This window comes from Streptococcus dentapri (assembly GCF_042649885.1).
GTDB classification, from domain to species: domain Bacteria; phylum Bacillota; class Bacilli; order Lactobacillales; family Streptococcaceae; genus Streptococcus; species Streptococcus dentapri.
In genome coordinates, this window is sequence record NZ_JBHSAC010000059.1 from 21,047 (window position 1) to 38,313 (window position 17,267).

Genomic DNA, 17,267 nt, shown 5'->3' on the forward strand with positions numbered 1-17,267 from the left:
TAGGTTTATTCCAGAGTATCCATACGGTCGTCACATTCCTGAAACGCTTTAGAAAATGTATTTTGACTGATAAGCAAACAAGCCTCAAAGAGATTGTTGAGCTCTTGGTAATCTTCTATCTCTGCCCGCCTAAAATCATAGAGGGCTTCCTCGTGCTTAGTTTCTAGCAGCAGATAAAGCTGACGCTGCCTGTCTTCGTAGAGGGCAAAGTCTTCCTCAATAGCTTTTTTATCTTTGCGATACTGTTCTTCGATCGTTTCCAATTCTTCTTCAAGTTTGCGCACTTTAGCGTTTATACGGTCCCACTTTTCCATCCTGCTATGTCCTTTGCTAATCCGCTGTCAGCTTCTTCCATGGTTTGAAGCTGCGTTTTTATTGTACTGCTTAGTTTTGTAAATTTCTCTGTAACGGTTTGTGATGTCTTGACCTTTGCATCAAAATGTTCCTTGATATTCCCAACAATCCCCTCATAATCCAAGCCATACTCCGCATAAATAGCGGCGATTTCATCGTCTGACAGTTTATCAACTGACCAAGGCCGCTTCTTTAAACTATTGTAAAGCTCCTCAGCATCTTTGACAGCCTGATCGCGATGGCCGACAATAATCTCATGGCCGGTCTGAGCAACCGCTGATAGAACTTCTGCGACAGCGGTTGCCTGTGCATAGTCCATATAAATCATTTCATGATCTGAGTAGCCACCGGATTTGAAAGACTCTTTAAGAGGATTAAGTGTGGTTGATTTCCACTTTTGGAGACCTTGATCATAAGCTTTTGTCAGTGTAGCAACGCTGACAGGATTGCCATTTTTATCGACAACCTCACCGTTTTTGCCAAATTTCCAATCTGCAATATCATGACTGGAGCCATCTACCCAGACGACTGTCCCATGCTCTTCTTCGGCGGCACCGTGAAAGGCATCGTTGTACTTGGTGACCTCATCGTTTTTTCGGCGGTAGTTGACATAATCCTCAGGGTGATCATACATATACTCTTTTTCAGCGTCCGTCAGCGAATCATAGCTAAACCAGCCGTTAAAAACCGTTGCCGGCACACCATGATTGGCACCGACCTTGAGCATGTAAGCTGACTGCGAATAGCCTGACACCTGACTGACTGTATAGCCTTCTGAGGTAACCTCATCATAGAAATCCTCAGCCGCCTCATACTGAGGAGAAAGGCCTTGAGTCGTTTCTTCTGCGGCACCATGCATGTCTGTGATATTGCCAGACTCTGTTCCTGCAGCGATAATCGCCACACTGCTGGTATCCACATTCCCATTTTCATCCACTGGTGCAACTGCCATACCCTGAAAGCCAGTTCCATTGGGATCATTCTTGGTCGCCACTACCCGAAACTCCTGACCGTCAACGGTGATGGTGTTGGTTTCATCTTTTTTCAGTTCATCATCAGGTTTTCCAACTACAGTTTTTACATCATATTTTTCTGCAACATTGGGATCTACACTGTAAACTTGTTCATGCTAGTTGAAATAATTAAGTTCTTCATCTGTGTATTGATAAGACATTATCGTTCCTCTTTCTCATTATTAGAATAAATAACTTGTACCTTATTAGTTGTTGTTCCTTTATGTTGTTTTAAATATTGTTGCTTGTTATTAGTTAATTTTCTTACTATTCCCCCTTGTGAGATTTTATGATAATTTTTATCATAACTTGCTCCAAATTTTATGACCTCTCCATCTACAAATCTTAATTTAATTTCACATGCCATGCCCCAGGTGGAGATGTATATTCAGGATCTGTTATCTCAATCTCCTCAATCCCCTCATAAGAATTCTTGAGCGCCTTGACCAGACTGACCTCATATTGGCGGTTGCGCTCTTTTGCTTCTTGTTGGTGTCTGTAAAACATGCAGCTTCCTACCGCCAAACATAGCATTGTCACGATACCTACACCCAGTACTCTCTTCTTTTTTGACATTGTCATCCTCTTTTTATCACAAACTTCCATCAATTTTGTTGCTGTGCCCTTAAAAAACACAGATAACCTTATGTAAAAAGCTGATAATCTCCCTATCAGCTTAATGTTTTTCTCCTTTATTTATATTATCATCAATCTCTTTAATAACGGATTGAATCTCTTCATCGGTGAGCCGTGATTGCTCAAAGAGCGTCTTTTTTTCCTCCCGCACATGTGCCAAATCTTCTTCCAGAATACAGCCAAAGGCGATAATCTTTTCCTCATCCTGCTTAAGTTTATCGGTTGTCCCCTTGGTTTTGTCCCAAATATGACGCAATTCCTTAGCAAAGTCTAGATCTCCTCGCCGCTTAGCCTCTGGTAAAACAGCCAATGAAAAATCGGTCATCACACGCAGAAGGGCATTCAGTCTCTTTTTACCTTCAAGCAGATAGTTCTGATGGAGCTGTTGGTCAAGTTGAAATTTTTGAATACGTTTCTCCTTATAAATCAATCTTAAGAGTTCTCTTTTAAATTGTTGACGTTTTTTATCTATCATTTCGTTTACCACCATAGCTTGATACATCGATATCATTCTATCATATTTCTTAGTTTCTATAAAAACTCAGCCGCTAAGCAGCTGAGTCTTTTTCGTTAATAATCTCTTCAATCAAATATAAAATCAGATTAACAATGAGACTGAGGGTGACGGTCAAGAGAATTCCCCAAACCAGTTTAGGTAGGCTCATGCTCCTCAAACCCTCGAAGAGGATGGTCCCTAAACCACCGGCATTTACTGTCGCTGCGATGGTTGCAATGGCAATGATAGAGGTTGCAGCCAGACGGATGCCGGCGATGATAGAAGGAACAGCCAGAGGCAGTTGAATCTTAGTAAAAACCTGCCACTTGGTCATCCCCATCCCAATGGCTGCTTCAAGAATACTTGGATCAATCTGTGTTAAACCAGCCAAGAAAGTACGCACTAGAGTATACTGAGCATAAATCACTAAGGCAGTGATAGCTGTCCCTTTTCCCAGCCCTGTCCAGGGAATAAGTAAAGCAAATAAGGCAAAGCTGGGGATGGCATACAAGAGAGATACGGCATAGACAGAAAACTGACGTAGGCGGGGAAGAAAGATTAGAAGAATGGTGATAGCACTAGCCAACACAAGAGCAATGAGGAGCGAAAGACCTGATAAAATAATATGCTCAAGTGTCGCTGTAACCAACTGACCTGAGGAGGTTTGGAAATAATCAATCATGGGCAGAACTCCACATCGCTTCTTGAGCACGTGCTGTTTCAATCAATTTTTTAACAAATTCATTGGCAGGTGCTTGAACAATATTAGAAGGGGTATCAAACTGACAGATTTTCCCTTCATCCATTATCATAACGCGATTACCTAGACGAAATGCCTCTGTAATGTCATGTGTAATAAGGATGAAGGTCTTATCTCCTAGCTTGTGATGAATAGCCGAGAGTTGGTCTTGTAGCTCTGTACGTGTAATCGCATCAATAGCACCAAAAGGCTCATCAAAGAGCATGACATCAGGATTAGCAGCTAGAGCACGCGCCACTCCTACCCGCTGCTGCTGACCCCCAGATAGCTCATTGGGATAACGTTTGGCATACTCGTCAGCTGGCAATTGAACCAATTCCAAGAGTTCAACTGTTCGTTGCACAATATGCTCCTTATCCCATTTCAAGAGCTTGGGAACCGTAGCAATGTTTTCAGCGACTGTCATGTGAGGGAAGAGACCGATCTGTTGCACGACATAACCGATTTGGCGGCGTAAGGCAACAGCGTCTAAATCAAGCAAATTTTCCCCCTCAAAGGTAATAGTCCCAGAACTTGGCTCAATTAAACGATTGATCATCTTGAGCGTTGTAGTCTTACCGGAGCCCGATGTTCCAAGGATAGTAATGAATTCTCCTTGCTCAATATTAAAACTAATATCATTGACCACAGCCTTAGCATTATAGACCTTACTGACATGGTCAAAACTGATCATACTTGTCATAGGTTTCTCATTTCTTTTAACATTGGTTATTCTAACAATTTACTGATTCTAACTACTTTACTTGACGCTGCTCCATCTTATTCCTAAATCTAAAATAAGCATGCTTAAAAACGATAATAGGGCAACCGAGAGCCCACCGATTACCAATAAATCATAACGATAAAGCCCAAGACCAGTAAAAATTAGATTGCCTAGGCCGCCAGCACCAATATAGGTTGCCAGGGTGGCACTGGCGATAATTTCAACCAGTGATAGTTTAATACCATTGAGCAGATATGGCAGCGCCAAGGGAAAACTCACCTTGACCATCAGTTGATTCTGGGTCATTCCCAATCCTCTTCCTGTCTCCAGTAAATCAGAAGGAACTTCTTCCAGTACAACAAGAGTATTGACCATAATAGGAGAAAGCCCTAGAAAGACTAGGGCAATCAGGGCTGGCAGATGCCCTACTCCAATAAGAGGAATCAGGATAAATAGGACACCTAAACTGGGAACTACTCGTAGAATCTGACTGAAACTAGTGACAAACTGTTTGAGTTTGGGATGACGATAAGCATACCAGCCTAGAAAGACTCCTAAGATTAGAGAAACTAACAGAGCTTCTATACTCAAACTGATATGCTGCCAAACATAACCCCAATATTCTGTGCTATTTTCAGCAAAATAAGTTCTAATATCAGATAGCATTTCTTTCTCCTTGCTAATCTCTAGGGTCTGCTTAAACTATTTTTTGATGCTCTGGTAATAGTCTTTAGCCACATCCTTGTAGTCCTCCTTGTCTACGTCGACCTTGGCATTGAGCTCTGTAACTTTTTTAGTGGTTAGAGTCTCTGTTACATCATTGAGAATCCCTTTGATTTCAGGATATTTCTTGAGGGTATCGTCACGGACAACGGGAGCCAAATTGTAAGGCGGCCAGAAATTCTTGTCATCCTTCAATAAAGTGAATTTATCTGTATCCACCAGCTGTCCTTCGGTTGTATAGGCTGGTGTGACATCAGCTTCGTCATTATCAAGTACCTTGTATTTTAAGCTGTTATCATAAATCTTGGATGATTTCCAATCAAAGCCTCCATATGCCTTCTCTAAGCCTGGCATTCCATCATCACGCTTATCAAATTCACCTTGAGAGGCAAAACGCAGTTCTTGGGCATGCTTTTGTAAATCAGAAATAGACGAAATATCCAGCTTTTTGGCCACCTCCGTGCGAATGACCAGCCCCTGACTATCATTGGCTCGTGCATAATTCAACCAAGTTAACTGATACTTGTCTTGGTATTTTGATTTAACAGTTTGATAAACCTTATCAGGATTTGTCTGCATATCCTCTTTTAAAATAGACAGCAGACCTGTTCCAGTGTATTCAGGATAGATATCAATTTCACCATTAACGATAGAATTATGAATCAGAGAACTTGAAATATTATCTTTGCGCTCAACCTTGTAGCCGTGATCTTCCAAGGCCAGGGAATAGATTTCTGAAATCACCAGATTTTCCGTAAAATCTTTTGATCCAAAACGGATGGTTCCCTTATTCCCCGATGAGGTACTGTTTTGCTGATTCAGATAGAAAAATCCGCCAATAGCAGCCAATAGAATGGCTAAAATAAGACTCAGTAATAATTTTTTATTTTTCATTGATACAACTCCATTATTCACTTGAAGAGTTTTTACTAAACTTCTCGTTCTTCCAAAATTTGCCTCAGCTTATGTGAGAAAACCGCTGTCGCTTCCAGTAGCACTTCTTGCTGTTCTTGACTTAAAACAGCCATAGCCTCTTGCTCATAACGGGCCAAAGGATCCGCCAAAGAGCTAGCGTAGCGTCTGCCATAATCTGTTAGGCGAACAATCTTTTTGCGTCGATCTTTTTTTGATAGTTCTAAGATAATATAAGTCTCCGCTTGCAAGTTTTTGATAATTGAGCGGATAACTTGCTTGGTGGAATAGGTTCTCTTGGCTATAAACTCTTGGCTCAAGCCCTGAGGACTATGATAGAGCCAAAGCAAAACCAAAAGACTTTTGCCAGTTAAGCCGTTGCGCCTAGCATAAAGCTCAAAGAGTGAGGATTGTTCATCACGCAACCTCGAATAACGTTGAGCATTATCTGCAACTGACACAGCTTTTCCTCCTCTTTTACAATGGTAAAATAATTTTACTTTCTTAGTCTAACATTTCTAAAAAAATAGGTCAATGATTATCAATTTTCAAATCAACAAAAAAGCAGTCCATTGGACTGCTTACCAGTATTTAGGCTGTTGCAAATTGTGAATTGTACAAATCTGCATAGAAGCCATCTTGGCTCATCAACTGATCATGATTACCTTGCTCAATGATATTACCATCGCGCATTACTAGAATCAGGTCAGCGTTGCGAATCGTTGAGAGACGATGGGCAATGACAAAGGAAGTACGTCCTTCCATCAATTTATCCATAGCTTTTTGAATCAACTCTTCTGTACGGGTATCAACTGATGAGGTCGCTTCATCGAGAATGAGGAGCGGTGAATCTTTAAGAAGAGCACGCGCAATCGTCATCAATTGCTTTTGACCAACTGACAAGGAAACCGAATCATCAAGAACTGTATCGTAACCTTGCGGCAGCGTCTTGATATAGTGGTGAACTCCCACTGCTTTAGTAGCCGCAATTACTTGCTCATCTGTGATATATTCTTGATTATAAATCAGATTCTCCTTGACGGTTCCTTCAAAGAGCCAAGTATCTTGCAAGACCATAGAGAAAGCATTATGGACTTCTTGGCGTTTCATATCATGAATATTGACCCCATCAATAGAAATGCGCCCCTTATTAATTTCATAGAAACGCATCAAGAGGTTGACAATCGTTGTCTTACCAGCACCAGTTGGTCCAACAATAGCAATCTTTTGTCCCGCTTTAGCATGAGCTGAGAAATTGTGGATGATGGTTTTATTTGGATCATAACCGAAGAAGACATTATCAAAGGCAACATCTCCCTTAACCGTTTGAAGCTGTTGAGTCTTATCGTTTTCTGTTTCCATTTCTTCTTCTGATAGAAACTCAAAAACACGGATCATAGCAGCATTCGCTGCTTGCAACTGAGTAATTCCTTGGGCAATTTGTGAAATTGGCTGGGTAAAGATACGCACGTAAGTCATAAAGGCAACAATTGTCCCTATAGTAATATCCCCGTTGACAGCCATACGAGCTCCAACGATACAGACCATAACATAGCCGAAGTTTCCGATGAACTGCATCATCGGCATCATAATTCCTGAGAAGAACTGCGACTTCCACATGCTTGAAAAGAGTTGTTTATTGAGAACTTCAAACTGCTCCTTGCTCTGTTGACGAGCGTTGTAGCTGGTCACAACATTATGACCTGTATAGATTTCCTCAACGTAACCACTAACATCAGCTAGATTGTCTTGTTGACGTTTAAAGAGCGGTTGACTCTTTGTCATGATAAAGATTGTCAGCATAAAACCAACAAAAACAGCCCCAATGGCGGTCGCAGCTAAGACGCCATTAGTCTTGATCATCATAAAAATCGATCCAAACAAGAGCACAACAGCTGACAGCATGGTGACCAAACTTTGGTTAAAAGATTGAGTCATCAGGTCAACATCATTAGTAACCCGTGACAGAGTGTCACCTTGTGAGTGACTATCAAAATATTTAAGAGGCACCTTATTTATCTTATCAGCGATGGCATTGCGCAAACGTTGCGAAAAGCGCTGAATGATTGTTGAAATGATAAAACTTGCTAAGTAAGATACCAAGGCTCCACCGATATACATGAGGGCAAGGGTAAAGGCAATGTCACCAATTTTATCAAGGTCAATCTTACCGGTCAACCCCTTAGTTATGGTATCTGTTATTTCCTTGAGGCGATCGGGACCGATAACTGTGATGGTACTTGAAATGATTGAAAAAATCACTGCAAGACCGATAAAAGCTCGATAGTCTTTAAGATAAGGAGACATCTGTTTAATCAATGAGGGTTTTTTATTTTTCATTTTCCAGTTCCTCCTTAGATAGTTGTGAGTAGGCAATTTCCTGATAAACCTCATTATTAGCCAACAATTCTTTATGAATTCCCTGACCGACAACCTGTCCTTTATCCAAGACCAAAATCAAATCAGCATCCATAATCGTCGAAATACGTTGGGCGACAATCAATTTGGTCATGCTTTTAGTCTTCTTATTAAGCTCATCTCTAAGGAGACGGTCAGTCTTGTAGTCAAGAGCTGAGAAAGAATCGTCAAAGATGAGAATTTCTGGCTTACGAGCTAAAGCACGGGCGATGGCCAACCGTTGTTTTTGTCCACCAGAGAAATTACTACCACCTTGGGCGACAGGTGTATCCAAACCTGCTTCTTGTTTTTCGACAAAATCTTTAGCTTGAGCCAATTCCAGTGCTTCCCAGATGGCTTCATCACTAAGTGGGCTTTGACCGCTTTCCCCAAAGGCAATATTGGAACGAATGGTACCACTAAAGAGCACTGCCTTTTGTGGAATATAGCCAACTTTTTGGTTCAAATCATCGTGGCTATAGTCCTTGACATCAACACCATCAACCTTGATCCAACCTTCAGTTGCATCATAGAAACGTGGAATCAAATTGACCAGAGTTGATTTACCAGAGCCGGTTGAACCGATGAAGGCGACCGTTTGTCCAGCTTGTGCCTTAAAGGAAGCATGCTCAATAACAGCACTAGAATTTTTAGTGTAGCGAAAGCTAACATCGTGAACTTCGATTTCTCCTTTATGACCATTGTCGGCCTTTGAAGTTTCATTGAAATGGATGGAAGTCTCAAGTGCTAGGACTTCATTGATACGTTTTGCAGACACAAGGGCACGCGGCAAGATGATAAAAATAGCAACCATCATCATAAAACCAATAACGACTTGCATAGCATAAGATGAGAAAACCACCATATCGCTGAAAACAGCAACACGATCTTTGATCGCACTGGCAGCTTCGGCAATACTAGTCATCGGAATGTCAATATCATTGATTAAGTGAGCTCCAATCCAATAGATGGCTAAAGTTAGTCCACTTGAAACCATTGTCATCACTGGGTTCATTAGAGCCATGAGTCGGTAAACAAAGAGATTGAGCTTGGTCAGATTTTTATTTTCTTCCTTAAATTTCTTATCTTGATAGTCTTCAGCATTGTAAGCACGGACGACACGCACACCGGTCAAAGACTCCCTCGTTGTTGAGTTGAGTTTATCGGTCAATCCTTGAACCTTGCGCTGTTTTGGAAAGGCAACAAACATCAAAATAGATAGCATAATGGCAATTATCAAAACAGCTACTCCGACAGCACTGGTCCAATCATCGCTCTTACCCCAGATTTTAGTCAGTGCCCAGACAGCCATGATAGGCCCACGAGTGACAACCTGCATCCCCATAACAATCATGATTTGTAACTGGGTCAAATCATTAGTTGTACGTGTCAACAAACTAGGTACTGAAAATTTCTTGATTTCAGCCTCCGAATAATCCGTAATCTGATTGAAGATGTCTGAACGCAGTCTAGTTGTAAAGCTGGCTGCTGTCCGAGAAGCTAGAAAACCAACACAGACAGTCATAAAAAAGCTTCCAAAAGAGAACATCAACATTTTAGAACCAGGATCCATAATGTCCGAGGTCGTTGTTCCCTTTTCTTGTAGCAGGGTGGTAATTTTAGACATGTATTCAGGCGTTTTTAGGTCCATCCAAACCGCTAAACAAATGAAGGCCGTACTCAAGACAATCATGGCCCATTCTTTAGCACTTAAGCGTTTAAAAATTTTAAACATCTACTCTACTACTCCTTTTTTTCTAAATTTCTTTTAATTTGTTTAAAAACCCTGCGGGCGACTTCGAGCTCCGTCTCGTCAACTCCCCTTAATAGCTGCTCATGAATTTTTTCATGAAAAACGATAATTTTCTCAGCCTTCTCAAGTCCCAGAGGAGTTAAAACAATTTGCTTACAGCGTTTATCCTTTTGGGAAGGGATAATAGATACAAAGCCGTTTTTCACCATTCTCTTGATGAGATTGCTGGCAACTGATTTTGAAATATGAAGTCTTTCCTCAATATCCTTAACGAAAATTTCTTTATCCTGATTCCTAAAGAGATAAGAAACTGTGCGCCCTTGCGGACCACTCAAATGTTCGATACCATTCTCCTTAGCTAATTCCTGAACTTTCACTTCTACTGTATTGATGAAATCCCTCAACAAATCGAAAGGTTCTTTCATGAAAACACCTCTCATTTCCTAAAAACCTTCTAAAAAGTTCTCATGAGAACTATTATAAGTAATCTTTTTATGCTTGTCAATCAAAAAGTTTCTATGAGAACTATTTTGGCCACTTAACCTATAAAAGCAAACAAAAATACTTTTCCTGATTCCAATTCAAAAAAAGTATTTTTATTATAAAACAAGACCATATTTCTTTTACGGTCAATCACTAGAGAATCAAATGGGAGGGCTATTGAAATGATTAACTAAGCTATTTTCAACTCTTTATGACTAAAAATATTCATATTTATCATCATACTTTATTTATCGCAAAAGCTTACCAATTCTACTTTCAAACATAATCCCTTTATCCAGCAATTCCCCTGGCATGAACATTTCCTTAAGAAGATCAGATAATTGTTTACGATTAAAAGGACCTGAGTGACAGCATTCGTTTCTACTATTAGTACAACTTTTAAGTCGTTCATTAAACTCTTCCCACCAATCTCTATTTTTTCCTGGCGTCTTTCTTTGAATTTCATCAATATTTTTCCCTATGATAAACTTAAAAGCTCCCAAGGTGAAATCCTTAGATGGTACCTCTACTAATCTCCTTCCTTTTGATTGATAATCGGGAAAAGTACGTTTTAAGCCTTGTTCAAAACATTCTTTCATTTGTAGCTCTATTGCCTTACAAAATAATACTGCGCAGCATGAAGCATCTAAATGATTTAATATAGGAAATAATAGAAAATACAATTTCATCCCATACTCCAAGTTTTGTCTGACCTCATCACTAAACTCCTGTAAGTCATTTGACTCAGAAAAACCAAACCGTTCCAATTCTTCCTGTGTGAAATCCTGATTCATAAAATCATATAATTTAAGACCAGTAATCAATCCATCAACATCTACAACATAGTCGGATTGCCCATCAATCGTGTTTTGCGTTTCATTGATAGGAAAAGAAGAAATTGAAGGCAGTGCTGTTGCTGCATCCTGCATCGCAACTTTTTTTGATGACTCATCTAAATTTTCATTCTTTGAAATAGAGTGAATTTCCTTGATAGCATGGGTAGCTAAGATACTGTAGGTTATTTGTAAATTGCTATTCTCCAACCAGACAGAGGAATCTCCGACAACATAGAGTCGATATTTAGCTCTAGTTACTGCCACATTTACAACATTATCATTAACCCATCTTACAGCACCTTTAGATTTGCGATCACATCCTAACACAAATATAACTTCATTAGCTTCCTTTCCTTGGAACGTATGAACTGTTCCTAGATTATCAGCAAGCCATGAATCAATCTTGCCAAATTTTACTAGTGCTGATTCAGGATTATTTTTTGTATGGTTCCTAATATCTTTTCTTAATCCATCAATGACCGTTTTAAATGGAGAGATAATATATAAATTAGGCCCATTTGAATTTTGCGAGAGTTTACTTGTATTTGTTTGATTAGCAAAAGCACATTCAAGCATCTCTATTACTTTTTTTCCTTGCTCCTTAACAAAATGATCTTTTTTTCCTCTCTCATTTCCTCTGATTTGCACCCACTGAGATTTTTTATAAATAAAGTTTTCTTCCAATGCTTTTTTAGCAGGAACTGTCTTTTGTTTCATCATGCCATTATATGAAATTTTATTCGAGATATCATACATAGGCGAAACACATCGTCTGTGAATTAATAAAGGCAGCCCTATCCATTCTGGATCATCAGATCGTGAAGTATCATCAATATAAGTACCAAAATAATTCATTTCATCAGCACAGTTTTGAACTGAAATTGATTTACTTGTTGTTAAAGGCAACAAGTCATCATCTTTAAATGTTTTTTTCAATAACTTTAAATCATCAGAGACAACAGGTTCCACCTGCTTAGGGTCTCCAACAATGACAGCACTTCGACTTCTATACAGTGCTCCAACTGCCATTTGAGGTTGAGCTTGTCCCGCCTCATCAACAATTAACATGCCAAAGGCCTCACTCCCAATATCTCCCAAAAATTTTTCTATAGAGGCAAATGTGCTTGAGATAACTGGGACTAATAAAAAGAGAGTTTGGTAAAGTGCTTTTGCACAAGCTACTCTGTCTTCTTTATGATAAATTACTTTTTCGTTTTCATCACCATTATATAGTCCCCAATAGTGACCTAGAGACTTAAAATTACTCCTGCAATGCTTAGAAGAGAGGATAAATTCTTTATTCAACATTAAAGCATAGTAAAATAACTTTTCTCTCTCCCTGTCAAATTTAGAGGTGAACCAGGGAGCAGTGGCTTGAGCATCAGCCGAAACATCATCATCCTCAGATAACAATTTAGTCACAAACTCTTCGTTTAATTCACTTAAACGATCAGAAGAACCAAGAAGTTCGGTGTACTTATTGGAGACATGTTCTAACTCTTGCTCGTTCTTCCTTCTTTTATCAAGTAAATCAGATAGTCTTTCTTCAATAATTTTTTCCTTGTTTTCTAATTCTGCTTTCTCGCTTTCTAAATTATTTTTATCTGCTTTTAAAGCATCTAATTCTATTGTTAATTTCTCAATTTTATTGGACAAAACTTTAATAGCTGAGCGATCTTTTTCAAAGGAGGATTCTATCCTTTTTACTTGCTTATTTAAATCATCTACAACCTCATCAACAACCTTTGCTCTCCTTTCATAGTCTGTTCTCTTCCAAAAGAAGATTAATGGTTTTTTACCTAGAGATTGTACCGTCTCTAATTTTTTCTGTAATAGCTGGCTTATTTTCTCTTCATCAGCCCGTTCTTCTTGTTCAGCAACATTTTTTGACTCCTTTAATGTATTAAATTCTAGCTCAAGAAGGCCAATTTTTTTACTCTTATGCTGGATTTTCTTCTCTTTTTTAGATTTTAAATTCTGAATCGTTTTTCTTTCTTGGTTTGATTTATCGAGGTATTCCTGATACTCCAATTTTATTTTATCAATAGCCTCTACTAAGGTCGTTTTTCGACTGCCTAATCTACAAATGCAAGCTAATTCTTCTTGTATTTGTTCAACTAAGTTTAACTGTCTAGAAAAATTTTCCCGAGCTTTCTTATATCTATGAACTCTTTTCTCTATATCTTCATTTCCTTGATAAATAAAATGATTTAAAACATTATAATAAAAATTTTTAATATTTTCTTTTTTTCCAAGAGGGGCTGAAATCACCCCCCAAGCTTGATCATTATTTTTGGTATTCTTGCTTGCAAGATATGAAAAATAGATATCATTATGAGGTATTCTTTTTTTATTGTCAAAATATAGTTCCTTTGTTATGGATTTGGATACATCAAATAAATCTTTTACTTCCTTGAGATTACGTTGTTCTTCAAGATTATGAGTCTGATCAATTTCTAAATCCTCTAAAAGCTTATCTTCTAATGGTAGTTCTCTAGAGATATTCTCAACCGCATTGTTGTTACTTGAAACAACTAACATACTAAAATTATTGATCTCATCATTTTTTAGTGAATACCATTTCGGTACTTTATTTGAGTAAGCATTTCCAATTTTATCTCCCTTTAAAAAAGAATGTTCCTGAAAAGCTTCGTCAGGGTGACTGTATTTTACTAATAACTTCGCACGCTCCACCACATTATGAGTCACAACCTCTTTGAGTAAAGTAGTCTTACCTGTTCCCGGAGGTCCATTGACCGAGAATATATCTCCACTATCTTCATTATCTTCAAGTAATTTTTTTCTAACTTCCTTATTTATAGCCAAATTAATAGCAGCCTGTTGCATAAAAGCAGACCTGAACTTTGATGGCCACTTTGCAAGAGGTGCATTTTCTATACTTAGAATTTTTTGAAACTGCTTTTGAAAAACTTTTCTGGTTTCAGGCCTAACAAGATCGATTCTATTGCTTTTGCTTGAATCACTTCCGACTTTACAACTGGATTTTATATAATGAATCACATGTTTCGGAACTGTTTTTTTAGGACTTTTCACCAAATCTAAAACTGTTTTCAAATCATTATTAAAATAACTATTACTCAGTCCCGAGTAATAATCTTCCTCTTTTTTATTTTTCTCCTCTTCATTTTCAAACATATGAAAAGATAGAGCGACTGCGAACTTATAATCATGTTCTTGTTGAGATATTAATCGCGCCAGGTAATGATTTTCAATATGACTATAAATATCTTTAAATTTTGTTTTTGCATCTAATACTTCCCCCTCTTCTAACCCGTCTAAATATTTTTCTTCCACCGCTTGACTAGCTAAAATATAATAATCTTTATCTAATTGGTTAGACAAATTTTCAGAGAGACCTTTTTGTGTTTGGACCGTTGCCCAAAGAACTGGAGATAAAGATAGACTGTCTTTAATATATACTCCTTCCGAAGTTAATTGCATACTAGCACAAGCTACATACTGGCCATTTCTTTCTGGGCGATTCTCCACCTCTTGAACATCAATACCAATTTGTGGGAATGTAGACACCAAAGTCTCAATACAACACTCTCTAATAACTTTTCCTATATAAACCGTAATATTGCCCCAACAACTCATCTTATGCTTTTTAGCCTGATGACTCACCTGATTCATTAAATCAGTAGTCTCATCCAATTCAATTGTGACAAACTTAGTTTTTTTATTTTCTTGCAACTTTTCTTTATTTTCTTGCAACTTTTCGTTATTTATAGTCGGAAAATTTTCTTGCTCTAAAAAATCAAGAGTATACCAGTAGTCTAAAATTTTTTCTTCTAAACGTAAACTCGCCATAAAGAAGTCCTTTCTTTAGAAAACTCATCACCATTCTTTATTATAAACAATTATAATAAAGCTAACCCTAGCAATATCTTCTTAAGATAAACACATTATATCAAAAAAAGAAGTCTGACTGACTTCTTTTTGCATATATTATTTTATTGGGTTTTTCATTAGGCAATGGCTATAGCTGTCAAAATAACAACATCTATCGCTTACACAATACCCTGTGCTGACATAGCGTCAGCAACCTTCAGGAAGCCAGCGATATTAGCACCAACAACGAGGTTGCCTTCTTGGCTAAACTCTTTAGCTGCTGCTGCAGAGTTTTCGTAAATCCCCTTCATGATGTCATAGAGTTTAGCGTCCACTTCTTCAAATGTCCAAGAAGTACGTCCGCTGTTTTGCGCCATTTCAAGAGCTGATACGGCTACACCACCAGCATTGGCAGCTTTAGCTGGACCAAATGAGACACCAGCCCCATGGAAGACGTCGATGGCATCAAGTGTTGAAGGCATGTTAGCACCTTCTGAAACTGAGATAACACCGTTAGCAACAAGTGTTTTCGCTTGCTCTGCATTGATTTCGTTTTGAGTCGCACATGGGAATGCAAGATCTGCCTTAACATCCCAAACTGAACCTTCGCCTTTAGCTACAAATTTAGCATTTGGGCGCGCTTCAGCATATTTCACAATACGTTCGCGTTTCACTTCCTTGATATCTTTCAAGAGCTCAAGATCAATACCATCTGGATCGTAAACGTAACCTGATGAATCTGAAACAGTCACAGCTTTAGCACCAAGGGCATGCAATTTTTCAACAGCATAGATAGCAACATTACCGGCACCAGAAACCACTGCCACTTTGCCTTTGAAGTCTTCACCGCGAGCTTTAAGCATTTGTTCTGCAAAGTAAACAGCACCGTAACCAGTTGCTTCGGTACGCGTAAGTGAACCACCCCAGTTCAACCCTTTACCTGTGAGGACACCAGTGTATTCATTGCGCAGACGTTTGTATTGGCCATAAAGGTAACCAATTTCACGTCCACCAACACCGATATCACCGGCAGGTACGTCAGTATCTGCGCCGATGTGTTTACTCAACTCTGTCATAAAGGATTGACAGAACCGCATGATTTCATTGTCTGATTTACCTTTAGGATCAAAGTTTGATCCCCCTTTACCACCACCGATCGGTTGACCAGTCAGTGAATTTTTGAAAATTTGTTCAAAACCAAGGAATTTAATAATAGATTGATTGACTGAAGGATGGAAACGAAGTCCGCCTTTGTATGGACCAATAGCTGATGAAAATTGTACACGGAAACCGCGGTTAACTTGTACCTGTCCTTTATCATCAACCCATGGAACACGGAAAGAAACGATACGTTCTGGTTCAACCAAGCGTTCCAAAAGATTTTCGTCAATATATTTTGGATATTTGTCGAAAACAGGGACCAAAGATTCAAAAACTTCTTCTACTGCTTGCAAAAACTCAGCTTCGTGTCCGTTCTGTGCCTTTACTTTTTCAAACACGCTAGCAACATACTCTTTACCTGTTGTCATAATAAAATCCTCCGAAATAAGATCTGTAATTTTCATTACATAGAATAGTATAAATTTTCTGAATATTTTTGTCAAGTATTTTTTGAAAAAAATTTGATTTTATGTAAGAAAACATAACATATGTTTTTTGCGATAAGAGCCTGATTCCTTTTTGTGACTGAATATTGCGTTTTAAAGACCTTTGTTCTATAATAAAGAAAAATAGATACGAGGTAAATAGATTATGAAATGGTTTCCCTTAATTGGAGGTATTTTTTCAATCTGCTATGCTGTCTTTCTTTTTGTTAATCCACTGACAAGTGTCGCTACTATTGCTTGGATTATTGCTTTGCTCATCTTTATCAATGGGATTGCCAATTTTCTGGAATATCTCAATGCCCCTGAGCGCCGCAGTTTCTGGCAGCTCTTCCAAAGTCTTCTATCCATTATTATTGGCTTCATTCTATTGACTAGTTCGATTTTCGCACTGACCAAAGCCTTTGTCTCTATCATTGCCTACTGGGTCCTTTTTTCAGGTATCCTCCGTCTATTAACAGGACTACAATTACGAAAATGGGACTACACTGGTAGCTCAATCTACATTTCATCTGCTGTCGTTGCCATTATTTTTGGAATTATTCTCCTAGGGGCTCCTCTGCTTTCTGCTAGCATCATTGGGATGTTAATCGCCTTGCTCTTTCTCCTGTTAGGAATTGCCTTAATCATTGTCTTCTTTCGACTTAATTAAAAGCACCTTGCCATTATGGCAAGGTACTTCAGACCGAAGACAAACTTCTTTTTGGAGGTTTGTCTTTTTTGGTGTCTCTTATCTTTAAGATGA

The 17,267-nt window shown here is 38.6% G+C and carries 16 protein-coding genes; 1 reads left to right on the top strand and 15 read right to left on the bottom strand.

Translation table 11 applies throughout. From position 1 onward, the window contains the following. Positions 1 to 5: 5 nt before the first annotated feature. From ACFOSE_RS07220 to gdhA, 15 genes are all read right to left on the bottom strand, one after another. Positions 6 to 314, bottom strand: a complete 309-nt coding sequence (locus ACFOSE_RS07220) for a hypothetical protein (protein ID WP_380432035.1) — start codon at positions 312 to 314, stop codon at positions 6 to 8. Beyond that, the gene (locus ACFOSE_RS07225; RefSeq protein WP_380432037.1) at positions 293 to 1,348 is read right to left on the bottom strand and encodes a hypothetical protein; all 1,056 of its coding nucleotides are present in this window, start codon (positions 1,346 to 1,348) and stop codon (positions 293 to 295) included. The genes ACFOSE_RS07220 and ACFOSE_RS07225 overlap by 22 nt, the downstream gene beginning before the upstream one ends. A gap of 179 nt (positions 1,349 to 1,527) precedes the next feature. Then, positions 1,528 to 1,734, bottom strand: coding sequence for a hypothetical protein (locus ACFOSE_RS07230; RefSeq protein ID WP_380432039.1), 207 nt, complete (start codon positions 1,732 to 1,734; stop codon positions 1,528 to 1,530). Continuing rightward, positions 1,713 to 1,874 carry a hypothetical protein gene (locus ACFOSE_RS07235; protein ID WP_380432040.1) on the bottom strand — a complete coding sequence of 54 codons (162 nt, stop codon included), beginning with the start codon at positions 1,872 to 1,874 and terminating at the stop codon, positions 1,713 to 1,715. The genes ACFOSE_RS07230 and ACFOSE_RS07235 overlap by 22 nt, the downstream gene beginning before the upstream one ends. 169 nt (positions 1,875 to 2,043) lie before the next feature. Next, on the bottom strand, positions 2,044 to 2,478 hold the full coding sequence (locus tag ACFOSE_RS07240) for a hypothetical protein (protein ID WP_380432041.1): 435 nt from the start codon (positions 2,476 to 2,478) through the stop codon (positions 2,044 to 2,046). Between the two features lie 73 nt (positions 2,479 to 2,551). Then, the gene (locus ACFOSE_RS07245) at positions 2,552 to 3,181 is read right to left on the bottom strand and encodes an ABC transporter permease (protein WP_380432043.1); all 630 of its coding nucleotides are present in this window, start codon (positions 3,179 to 3,181) and stop codon (positions 2,552 to 2,554) included. Continuing rightward, positions 3,174 to 3,941 carry an ABC transporter ATP-binding protein gene (locus ACFOSE_RS07250; protein ID WP_380432044.1) on the bottom strand — a complete coding sequence of 256 codons (768 nt, stop codon included), beginning with the start codon at positions 3,939 to 3,941 and terminating at the stop codon, positions 3,174 to 3,176. The genes ACFOSE_RS07245 and ACFOSE_RS07250 overlap by 8 nt, the downstream gene beginning before the upstream one ends. Positions 3,942 to 3,998: 57 nt before the next feature. Continuing rightward, positions 3,999 to 4,628, bottom strand: a complete 630-nt coding sequence (locus ACFOSE_RS07255) for an ABC transporter permease (protein WP_380432046.1) — start codon at positions 4,626 to 4,628, stop codon at positions 3,999 to 4,001. Positions 4,629 to 4,664: 36 nt separating this feature from the next. Further along, the gene (locus ACFOSE_RS07260) at positions 4,665 to 5,579 is read right to left on the bottom strand and encodes a glycine betaine ABC transporter substrate-binding protein (protein ID WP_380432048.1); all 915 of its coding nucleotides are present in this window, start codon (positions 5,577 to 5,579) and stop codon (positions 4,665 to 4,667) included. 35 nt (positions 5,580 to 5,614) lie between these two features. Further along, positions 5,615 to 6,058: a MarR family winged helix-turn-helix transcriptional regulator gene (locus ACFOSE_RS07265; RefSeq protein WP_380432049.1), complete on the bottom strand. Its 444-nt coding sequence runs from the start codon at positions 6,056 to 6,058 to the stop codon at positions 5,615 to 5,617. A 130-nt stretch (positions 6,059 to 6,188) separates the two neighbouring features. Beyond that, entirely contained in the window at positions 6,189 to 7,937 is a 1,749-nt protein-coding gene (locus tag ACFOSE_RS07270; RefSeq protein ID WP_380432051.1) for an ABC transporter ATP-binding protein, read from the bottom strand. Beyond that, positions 7,927 to 9,729, bottom strand: coding sequence for an ABC transporter ATP-binding protein (locus ACFOSE_RS07275; protein ID WP_380432053.1), 1,803 nt, complete (start codon positions 9,727 to 9,729; stop codon positions 7,927 to 7,929). The genes ACFOSE_RS07270 and ACFOSE_RS07275 overlap by 11 nt, the downstream gene beginning before the upstream one ends. Before the next feature lie 8 nt (positions 9,730 to 9,737). Then, entirely contained in the window at positions 9,738 to 10,172 is a 435-nt protein-coding gene (locus ACFOSE_RS07280; RefSeq protein ID WP_380432054.1) for a MarR family winged helix-turn-helix transcriptional regulator, read from the bottom strand. Positions 10,173 to 10,478: 306 nt separating this feature from the next. Further along, complete coding sequence (locus tag ACFOSE_RS07285) at positions 10,479 to 14,897, bottom strand: DEAD/DEAH box helicase (protein ID WP_380432056.1); 4,419 nt, start codon at positions 14,895 to 14,897, stop codon at positions 10,479 to 10,481. 200 nt (positions 14,898 to 15,097) lie between these two features. Further along, positions 15,098 to 16,447 (bottom strand): NADP-specific glutamate dehydrogenase, encoded by a 1,350-nt coding sequence (gene gdhA, locus ACFOSE_RS07290; RefSeq protein ID WP_380432058.1) that lies wholly within the window; start codon positions 16,445 to 16,447, stop codon positions 15,098 to 15,100. Positions 16,448 to 16,670: 223 nt separating this feature from the next. Here gdhA and ACFOSE_RS07295 point away from each other — a divergent pair, with 223 nt between their 5' ends. After that, complete coding sequence (locus tag ACFOSE_RS07295; protein ID WP_380432059.1) at positions 16,671 to 17,174, top strand: DUF308 domain-containing protein; 504 nt, start codon at positions 16,671 to 16,673, stop codon at positions 17,172 to 17,174. Positions 17,175 to 17,267: the final 93 nt, after the last annotated feature.

Excerpts from the sequence above, each read along its gene's own strand:
- ACFOSE_RS07230 (WP_380432039.1), bottom strand. The coding sequence starts at position 1,734 with ATGGCATGTGAAATTAAATTAAGATTTGTAGATGGAGAGGTCATAAAA.
- ACFOSE_RS07270 (WP_380432051.1), bottom strand. The coding sequence starts at position 7,937 with ATGAAAAATAAAAAACCCTCATTGATTAAACAGATGTCTCCTTATCTT.
- ACFOSE_RS07220 (WP_380432035.1), bottom strand. The coding sequence starts at position 314 with ATGGAAAAGTGGGACCGTATAAACGCTAAAGTGCGCAAACTTGAAGAA.
- ACFOSE_RS07295 (WP_380432059.1), top strand. The coding sequence starts at position 16,671 with ATGAAATGGTTTCCCTTAATTGGAGGTATTTTTTCAATCTGCTATGCT.
- ACFOSE_RS07250 (WP_380432044.1), bottom strand. The coding sequence starts at position 3,941 with ATGACAAGTATGATCAGTTTTGACCATGTCAGTAAGGTCTATAATGCT.
- ACFOSE_RS07275 (WP_380432053.1), bottom strand. The coding sequence starts at position 9,729 with ATGTTTAAAATTTTTAAACGCTTAAGTGCTAAAGAATGGGCCATGATT.
- ACFOSE_RS07240 (WP_380432041.1), bottom strand. The coding sequence starts at position 2,478 with ATGATAGATAAAAAACGTCAACAATTTAAAAGAGAACTCTTAAGATTG.
- ACFOSE_RS07245 (WP_380432043.1), bottom strand. The coding sequence starts at position 3,181 with ATGATTGATTATTTCCAAACCTCCTCAGGTCAGTTGGTTACAGCGACA.
- ACFOSE_RS07285 (WP_380432056.1), bottom strand. The coding sequence starts at position 14,897 with ATGGCGAGTTTACGTTTAGAAGAAAAAATTTTAGACTACTGGTATACT.
- ACFOSE_RS07260 (WP_380432048.1), bottom strand. The coding sequence starts at position 5,579 with ATGAAAAATAAAAAATTATTACTGAGTCTTATTTTAGCCATTCTATTG.
- ACFOSE_RS07255 (WP_380432046.1), bottom strand. The coding sequence starts at position 4,628 with ATGCTATCTGATATTAGAACTTATTTTGCTGAAAATAGCACAGAATAT.
- ACFOSE_RS07280 (WP_380432054.1), bottom strand. The coding sequence starts at position 10,172 with ATGAAAGAACCTTTCGATTTGTTGAGGGATTTCATCAATACAGTAGAA.
- gdhA (WP_380432058.1), bottom strand. The coding sequence starts at position 16,447 with ATGACAACAGGTAAAGAGTATGTTGCTAGCGTGTTTGAAAAAGTAAAG.
- ACFOSE_RS07235 (WP_380432040.1), bottom strand. The coding sequence starts at position 1,874 with ATGTTTTACAGACACCAACAAGAAGCAAAAGAGCGCAACCGCCAATAT.